Source organism: Kitasatospora sp. NPDC091257 (assembly GCF_044757675.1).
In the GTDB taxonomy this organism is placed as follows: Bacteria; Actinomycetota; Actinomycetes; order Streptomycetales; family Streptomycetaceae; genus Kitasatospora; species Kitasatospora lactacystinica.
On the sequence record NZ_JBIVVI010000287.1, the window covers coordinates 1 to 8,313 of the forward strand.

Here is an 8,313-nt window from a genome sequence, read left to right on the forward strand (position 1 = left end):
GTCCAGGGCCCCGTCGAGCCCGCTGCGCTCGACGGCGGAGACCTCGCCCTCCAGGCCGCCGATCGCCCCGTAGGACATGTACTCGCTGCCGGCCGGCGGGGACCAGACGTGGAGGACGCGCAGCGGCGCCGAGCGCAGGGCGGCGGCCTCGAAGGCGAAGGCCAGCACCTCGTCCGCCGGGTGCGCCAGGTCCAGGCCGACCGTCACCGGGCCGTCCGGTTCGTCCCCGCCGGCCCGGACCAGCACCACCGGGCAGTCCGCCCGGCGCAGCACCTCCTGGCTCACCGAGCCGACCAGGAAGCCGCGCAGGGTGCCCAGCCCGCGCGAGCCGAGCACCAGCAGGGCGGCCCCGTGCGCGGCCGCCTCCAGCGCCTCGACGGGATCGGCGGCCACGGAGGTGGCGGCGACCTCCACCGTCGGCGCGAGGGTGCGCAACTCGCTCTCCCGTTCGGCGAGTCGTGCCAGCGCGGGGTGGTCGCCGGGTCTGCTCCCGGGGGCGATCTGCTTCGGTCGGGGCCAGGCCTGGAGGACGTCCAGGCGCAGGCCGCGGCGCTGCGCCTCGCGGGCGGCCCAGGCGGCGGCGGCCAGGCTCTCGGGTGAGCCGTCGAATCCGACGACGACGGGTCCGGTCACGGCGTGCTCCTCGGTTCCGGTGCGGTCCCAGCCTCCGGAGGTTTCGGTGCGGCCAGTATCCGTGCCGACCCGGACCGGCGCCTCCCGGGAGCCCGGGGCCCGGTTCCGCCGTCCGGCTGGTCGCCCGGCCCGGCGGCCCGGCAGGCCGGGGCGGGCCGGGGGAGCCCGGCTAGGGTCGGCCGGACCGGTCCGTCCCAGCGCGGGAGAACGATGCCGAGGGTCCCCACGTTCCGCTCGCGGTGGGCGAGCGCCGCCGCCGGACTGGCCGTGCTCGCCTCCGCCCTGGTGGGCTGCGGGGGCGGTGGGAGCGGCGGCCCGGTCACCCTGAACTGGTACAACTTCCCGGACGACTCGGGCGCCCTCCAGCAGGCCGCCGACCGCTGCGGGCAGCAGTCCGGCGGCCGCTACACGATCCGCTACAACAAGCTGCCCCGCGGCGCCGACGGCCAGCGCCAGCAACTGGTGCGCCGGATGGCGGCGCACGACACCGAGGTGGACGTCCTGGGCCTGGACGTCACCTGGCCCGCCGAGTTCGCCGAGGCCGGCTGGATCCGCGAGTGGACCGGGGAGATGCGCGCGCGGGCCACCGCCGACACCCTCGACGCGGCCGTGCGGACCGCGACCTGGCGGGACCGGCTGTACGCCGTGCCGTACAACTCCAACACCCAGCTGCTCTGGTACCGCGACGACCTGGTGCCGACCCCGCCCGGGACGTGGGCGGAGATGCTCTTCCGGGCGCAGCAGCTGGCCGCCGAGGGCAAGCCGCACTTCGTGGAGATCCAGGGCGCCCAGTACGAGGGGCTGACGGTCTGGTTCAACACGCTGGTCACCAGCGCGGGCGGCACGATCCTCACCCCCGACGCGCAGGCGCCCTCGCTCGGGGCGCCCGCCGTCACGGCTGCCGGGGTGATGCACGACCTGGCGACGTCGGTGGCCGCCGACCCCTCGCTGCCGAACCAGATGGAGGACCAGAACCGGCTCGCGATGGAGTCCGGGACGGCCGCCTTCGAACTCAACTACCCCTTCGTCTACCCCTCGATGAAGGCCAACCGGCCGGAGCTGTTCCCGCACTTCCGCTGGGCCCCGTACCCCGCGGTGAGCGCTGACCGCCCCGCCAGCGTGACCATCGGCGGGATCGACCTCGCGGTGGGCGCGTACAGCCGGCACCCCGACCTCGCCGCCGAGGCCACCCTCTGCCTGCGCGACCGGGACAACCAGCTCACCAACGCGCTGAAGGGCGGCCTGCCGCCCTCGCTGCGCAGCCTGTACGAGACGGCCGAGCTCACCGCCAGCTACCCGTTCGCCGCCGACGTGCTGGCCGCCCTCGACTCCGCCAGCGTGCGCCCGCAGACCCCGGCCTACCAGAACGTCTCCATCGCCATCTCGCACACCCTCTCCCCGCCCGCCGGCATCCACCCGGAGAAGGACGTGGCCGACCTCCGCGGGCAGATCCAGGACGCCCTCGGCTCGAAGGGGCTGATCCCGTGACACCGTCCACCGAGACCGCCGCCGCGGCCGCACCGCAACCGGCCGGGCCCTCGCGCGGGGCCCGCCAGGAACGCCGGCTGGGCCTGCTGCTGTGCGCCCCCGCGGTGATCGTGATGCTCGGTGTCACCGCCTATCCGATCGGCTACGCCGTCTACCTGTCCCTGCAGCGCTACGACCTGCGCTTCCCCGAGCAGGCGCACTGGATCGGGCTCGCCAACTACGGCGCGGTGCTGACCTCGCCGTTCTGGTGGCAGGCGCTCGGCGTCACGGTGCTGATCACCGTGGTGTCGGTGGCGGTCGAGCTGGTGCTCGGCCTGGCGCTCGCGCTGGTGATGCACCGGACGCTCTTCGGGCGCGGCACGGTGCGCACCGCGGTGCTGGTGCCGTACGGGATCGTCACCGTGGTGGCGGCCTACTCCTGGCAGTACGCCTGGACCCCGGGCACCGGCTACCTGGCCGCCCTGCTGCCGGAGGGCAGCGCCCCGCTGACGGAGCAGTGGCCGGCCGTGGGCCTGATCATCCTCGCGGAGGTGTGGAAGACCACCCCGTTCATGGCGCTGCTGCTGCTCGCCGGCCTGGCCCTCGTCCCGGACGAGACGGTCCGGGCGGCGATGGTCGACGGCGCGAGCTTCGGGCAGCGGCTGCGACTGGTGATCCTGCCGCTGATGAAGCCGGCGATCCTGGTCGCCCTGCTCTTCCGCACCCTGGACGCCTTCCGGATCTTCGACAACATCTACGTGCTGACCGGCGGTTCCAACGGCACCGGCTCGGTGTCGATCCTCGGCTACGACAACCTCTTCACGGCGCTCAACCTGGGCATCGGCTCGGCGATCTCGGTGCTGATCTTCGTCTGCGTGGCCCTCATCGCGCTGGTCTTCGTCAAGCTGTTCGGCGCGGCCGCGCCCGGCGCGGAACCGGAGCACCGATGAGCGGCCGGCACGCCCGGACCCTGACCGGCTGGGGCATCGCCAACCTGGTGGTCGTGCTCTACGCGCTCTTCCCGGTGTGGTGGATCGTGGCGCTCTCCTTCAAGGAGCCGAGCACCCTCTCCGACGGCGCCTTCGTGCCCCGCCAGTGGACCCTGGCCAACTACCGCGGCATCTTCCAGACCTCCGAGTTCACCCGCGCCCTGATCAACTCGATCGGCATCGCGGTGATCGCCACCACCATCGCCGTCGTGCTCGGCACCATGGCCGCGTACGCGGTGGCCCGGCTGCGCTTCCCCGGCAAGCGGCTGCTCATCGGGGTGTCGCTGCTGATCGCGATGTTCCCGCCGATCTCGCTGGTGTCGCCGCTGTTCGACATCGAGCGGGCGCTCGGGCTGTTCGACACCTGGGCCGGGCTGATCATCCCGTACATGACCTTCTCGCTGCCGCTGGCGATCTACACGCTCTCGGCGTTCTTCCGGGAGATCCCCTGGGACCTGGAGAAGGCGGCCAAGGTGGACGGCGCCACGCCGTGGCAGGCGTTCCGGCTGGTCATCGCGCCGCTGGCGGCACCCGGCGTGTTCACCACCGGCATCCTGGTCTTCATCTTCTGCTGGAACGACTTCCTGTTCGCGATCTCGCTGACCTCCACCACCTCGGCCCGGACGGTTCCGGCGGCGATCGCCTTCTTCACCGGGAGCTCCCAGTTCGAGCAGCCGACCGGCTCGATCGCGGCCGCCGCCGTGATCATCACGATCCCGATCGTGGTCTTCGTGCTGCTGTTCCAGCGCCGCATCGTCGCCGGGCTCACCGCCGGCGCGGTCAAGGGCTGAGACCTCCATCGAGTTCCCGCATCGAGTTCCCGCATCGAGTTCCCGAGGTTGAGCCCGCCCCACCCGGCGGACCAGGAAGGCGGATCGTGGCCGAGATCGTCCTCGACGGCATCACCAAGCGCTACCCGGACGGCGCCCTCGCCGTCCGCGACGTCGACCTCACCATCGCCGACGGTGAGTTCGTGATCCTGGTCGGCCCCTCCGGCTGCGGCAAGTCCACCACGCTCAACATGATCGCCGGGCTGGAGGACATCACCGAGGGCACCCTGCGGATCGCCGGGGAGGTGGTCAACGACCGCGCGCCCAAGGACCGGGACATCGCGATGGTCTTCCAGAGCTACGCCCTCTACCCGCACATGAGCGTGCGCGACAACATGGGCTTCGCGCTGCGCCTGGCCAAGGTCGACAAGCCGACCATCGCCGTCAAGGTCGAGGAGGCCGCCCGGATCCTGGACCTCACCCGGCACCTCGACCGCAAGCCCGCCAACCTCTCCGGCGGGCAGCGCCAGCGGGTCGCGATGGGCCGGGCGATCGTCCGCGACCCCAAGGTCTTCCTGATGGACGAGCCGCTGTCCAACCTGGACGCCAAGCTCCGGGTGCAGATGCGCACCCAGATCGCCGCCCTCCAGCGCCGGCTGGGCACCACCACCGTCTACGTCACCCACGACCAGGTCGAGGCGATGACGCTCGGCGACCGGGTGGTGGTGATGCGCTCCGGGGTCGTCCAGCAGGTCGGCTCGCCGCAGCAGCTGTACGACGAGCCGGTGAACCTCTTCGTCGCCGGGTTCATCGGCTCGCCCGGGATGAACTTCCTCGGCGCCGCGCTGGAGCGGGGCGTCCTGCGCACCTCGCTGGGCGACCTGCCGCTGGACGACCGCACCCGGCGCGCCCTGGAGCGTGCGGACGCGCCGCGCGAACTGATCGTCGGCATCCGCCCCGAGGACTTCGAGGACGCCGCCCTGGCCGAGGGGCACACCGGAGGGGTCACCGTCACCGTGACCGTCGAGGTCCGGGAGTCGGTCGGCTCGGACGTCTACGTCCACTTCGCGGAGGCGGGCGGACCGGCGGCGACCGAGGGCCTCGCCGGCCTCGGTGGACTTGCCGAACTGGCCGAACTCGCCGCCGACTCGGGCCGGGCCGACACCGGCATGCAGGAGCACCGCGTGGTGGCCCGGCTGAACCCGGCCACCCGCGCCGTCGAGGGCGGCCCGCTGGAGCTGTGGGTGGACACGTCGCGCATCCATGTCTTCGACCCCCGCGACGGGGCCAACCTGACCCATCCGGAGCGTTCGTAGCGTGGTACGGAAGGCCCAACCCCCGGCAGGCACGCGGTGTGCCTGACCGGGGGCCCGCGGAAGTCGACCTAGATTGCCCGGCTATGAGAGAAATTGTCGGAATCAGTCGACGATCGGTGCTCAAGGCCGTTCCCGCAGTCGCCGTCCTCGTGGCGGGCTCCGACGGGATCCTCGTCGGGCCCGCGACGGCCGCGACGGCCGCGACCCCCTTCCCGCAGCCGGCCGTCCGCAGCTCCCGGTCCGCCTCCGACGGGTCGAGGGCGGTGCTCGACCAGGCGCTCGACGTCCGGTTCACGGACACCGCCGTCCCGGGCTACGGGACGGTCACCACGCGCACCTACAACGGCACCATCCCGGGGCCCACCCTGCGGGTGCGCGCCGGGGACACGCTCTGGCTGACCCAGGTCAACGGCCTGCCGCCGAACCCGCCGAACCCGCCGCACCACGGCGGGCACAACCGGCCGCACCGCGCGAACAGCTTCAACCTGCACACCCACGGCCTGCACGTCTCGCCCTCCGGGAACGCCGACAACGTCCTGCGCGAATTCCCGCCGCGCAGCGCCGACGAGGCCGCGGCCGGCGCCCCCGAGCCGCGGTACCTGACCACCGTCGAGATCCCGCCCGGCCACCCGGCGGGGACCTACTGGTACCACCCCCACGCGCACGGCGCCACCGCCGAACAGATCGCCGGAGGGATGGCCGGGGTCATCATCGTCGAGGGCGACGTCGACGAGGTGCCGCAGATCAAGGCCGCCGCCGACCTGGTCGTCTGCGTCAACGAACTCCGGCTCAAGGACGGGAAGGTCCCCGAGTTCACCTCCGGCGACGCCCTGGCCGCCGTCCCGCCCACCTTCACCGTCAACGGCGCGGTCAACCCCACCCTCGCGCTGCGCCCCGGCGAGGTCCAGCGCTGGCGCCTGGTCGCGGCGACCGCCTTCACCACCCTCTCGCTCCAGGTCACCTCCGGGGAGCAGAAACTGACGATGCATCAGATCGCGATGGACGGCGTGACCTTCCCCGCGCCGGTCGCCGCCGAGACGGTGTCCCTGGCCGTGGGCAACCGCGCCGACGTGCTGGTCCGGGGCGGCGAGCCCGGGACGTACGAACTGCGGGCCAAGGGCGTGCCCGTGCCGCTGATGACGATCGAGGTGGCGGGCGAGGCCGTCCGGCCGCCGATGGAACTGCCGACCACGCTGCCGCAGGGCAAACCCTTCCTCGACGAGAAGGACCTCGCCGACCCGGGCAGCGACCGCGAGGTGGTCTTCCACGTCGACGCGAAGGTCTTCGACCCGCCGTTCCCCAACGCCTACCGCGTCCTCGGCAGCCACCCCACCCCCGCGGCCGACCCCGGCGGCGACCTCACCCGCGACCCCGCCTACGGCCTGTTCGACCCCGAGTTCGTCAACCACACCCTGGAACTCGGCACCGTCGAACGCTGGACCCTGCACACCGACGACTCCATGCCGGCCTTCCACCACCCCTTCCACCTGCACACCAACCACGTCCTCGTCACCCACCGCAACGGCCGACGGCTCGACCCGCCGGTCTGGCAGGACACCGTCGACCTGGTCGGCGGCAAGCCGGGCGACACCGTCACCCTGCTGGTCAAGTACGAGGACTTCACCGGCCGTACCGTCCTGCACTGCCACCAGCTCCAGCACGAGGACCTCGGCATGATGCAGCTGGTCGACTACGTCCAGCCGAGGCGGCCCCGGGAGCCGGGCCGGCCCGCCTGGCCGGGACGGCCCCGCCCGCTCGACCACTGAGCGTGCCGCCTCCCGGCCGGGCGGACACCGGTCGGGAGGCGCGCCCGACCGCCCGCGCGGGCCGTGCCGTTGCGCGACCGCGCGGAAGACGGGCGGGAGAACACCCGGAACGTGAGTTCGGAAACGCCTCCCCGGGGTAGGAACACTCATGCAGCGGCCGTGACCGTTCCGGCCGCTCGGCACCGTGGACGGTGCCGCCGGGACCGCGCTCGAAGAGACCGGGCACGGGTCCTGGTGGAAGAAGTCCGCGACGCACGAGGTGCGGATCCGCACGCGTCGCCGGGCGTTCACCCGTATGCCCAGGAGTGATCACGTGTCCATCCACCTGGAAACGACCGACCGGGAGGTCCCGCCCGAGGGCCTGCCCCCCGACCTGCCGCGAAGACCGACGGCGGCCGAACTGCGCCGGATGGGCAAGTCCGAGGCCCGCGAACTGAGCGACGCGCTGTTCGGACGGCTGGCCGGGCTGGCCCGCGAGACCCACGCCTACAGCTACGTGCGGGGCACGATCATCGAGCTCAACATGCCACTGGTGCGCTTCATCGCGGCCCGCTTCCGCCACCGCGCCGAGGACATGGACGACATCCTCCAGGTCGGCACCATCGGCCTGATCAAGGCCGTCGACGGCTACGACCCGCAGCGCGGCGTCGAATTCCTCACCTACGCGATCCCCACCATCACCGGCGAGATCAAACGGTTCTTCCGCGACACCTCCTGGCCGGTACGGGTCCCGCGCGGCATGCAGGAGCTCTACCTCTGCGTCGCCCGCGGTTCGGACCGCCTCGAACAGGAACTCGGCCGACTGCCCCGCCCCGAGGAGATCGCCGAGGACCTGGACCTCACCGTCGAACAGGCCACCGAGGGACTGATGGCGGGCCGCGTCTACCGCCCCAACTCCCTGGACGCCCTGCGTGACCAGGACACCGACGAGAGCGGCAGCGCCCTGCTCGACCACCTCGGCGGCTGCGACCCCGGCATCGAACTCGCCGACTTCCGCATCGCGGTGCGCCCCCTGTTGGCCCGGCTGCCCGTACGCGAGCAGACCGTCCTCGAACTCCGCTTCTGGGACGGCTGGACCCAGTCCCGGATCGCGGAGCGGATCGGCGTCTCCCAGATGCACGTCTCCCGACTGCTCAGCGCCACCCTGGCCCGGCTGCGCGAGGAGCTGGAGGACCGCGACGCCCCGGGTTGGGCCGACGGAACCGACGGAACCGACGGAACCGACGGAACCGACGGAACCGACGGAACCGACGGAACCGACGGAATCGGCGGAGCGGTCGAGGGCGCCGGTTGAGACGGCGGGGGGCCTCTGCGGGTCCGCCTCGGGTTTGTCGTCGGGCCGCTGGGCGGTCGGGCTGCGGCCGGGGCCGGG

Annotated in this window: 7 protein-coding genes; 6 read left to right on the forward strand and 1 reads right to left on the reverse strand. The window is 72.7% G+C overall.

The genetic code is table 11. From position 1 onward, the window contains the following. Positions 1–633: universal stress protein (locus tag ACIQOV_RS15790; RefSeq protein WP_401048910.1), on the reverse strand; the 633-nt coding region annotated here is incomplete at its 3' end. A gap of 210 nt (positions 634–843) precedes the next feature. Here ACIQOV_RS15790 and ACIQOV_RS15795 point away from each other — a divergent pair. The 6 genes from ACIQOV_RS15795 (at position 844) to ACIQOV_RS15820 (ending at position 8,235) form a co-directional block, all read left to right on the forward strand. Continuing rightward, positions 844–2,121 carry an ABC transporter substrate-binding protein gene (locus ACIQOV_RS15795; RefSeq protein ID WP_380541637.1) on the forward strand — a complete coding sequence of 426 codons (1,278 nt, stop codon included), beginning with the start codon at positions 844–846 and terminating at the stop codon, positions 2,119–2,121. Then, on the forward strand, positions 2,118–3,050 hold the full coding sequence (locus ACIQOV_RS15800; RefSeq protein ID WP_359898313.1) for a sugar ABC transporter permease: 933 nt from the start codon (positions 2,118–2,120) through the stop codon (positions 3,048–3,050). Before ACIQOV_RS15795 ends, ACIQOV_RS15800 begins: the two co-directional genes overlap by 4 nt. Next, positions 3,047–3,880: a carbohydrate ABC transporter permease gene (locus ACIQOV_RS15805; RefSeq protein WP_401048913.1), complete on the forward strand. Its 834-nt coding sequence runs from the start codon at positions 3,047–3,049 to the stop codon at positions 3,878–3,880. Before ACIQOV_RS15800 ends, ACIQOV_RS15805 begins: the two co-directional genes overlap by 4 nt. An 86-nt stretch (positions 3,881–3,966) precedes the next feature. Further along, positions 3,967–5,175, forward strand: a complete 1,209-nt coding sequence (locus tag ACIQOV_RS15810) for an ABC transporter ATP-binding protein (RefSeq protein WP_401048915.1) — start codon at positions 3,967–3,969, stop codon at positions 5,173–5,175. 83 nt (positions 5,176–5,258) lie between these two features. Beyond that, positions 5,259–6,941 carry a multicopper oxidase family protein gene (locus tag ACIQOV_RS15815; protein ID WP_401048917.1) on the forward strand — a complete coding sequence of 561 codons (1,683 nt, stop codon included), beginning with the start codon at positions 5,259–5,261 and terminating at the stop codon, positions 6,939–6,941. A gap of 295 nt (positions 6,942–7,236) precedes the next feature. After that, positions 7,237–8,235: a SigB/SigF/SigG family RNA polymerase sigma factor gene (locus ACIQOV_RS15820; RefSeq protein ID WP_401048918.1), complete on the forward strand. Its 999-nt coding sequence runs from the start codon at positions 7,237–7,239 to the stop codon at positions 8,233–8,235. Positions 8,236–8,313: the final 78 nt, after the last annotated feature.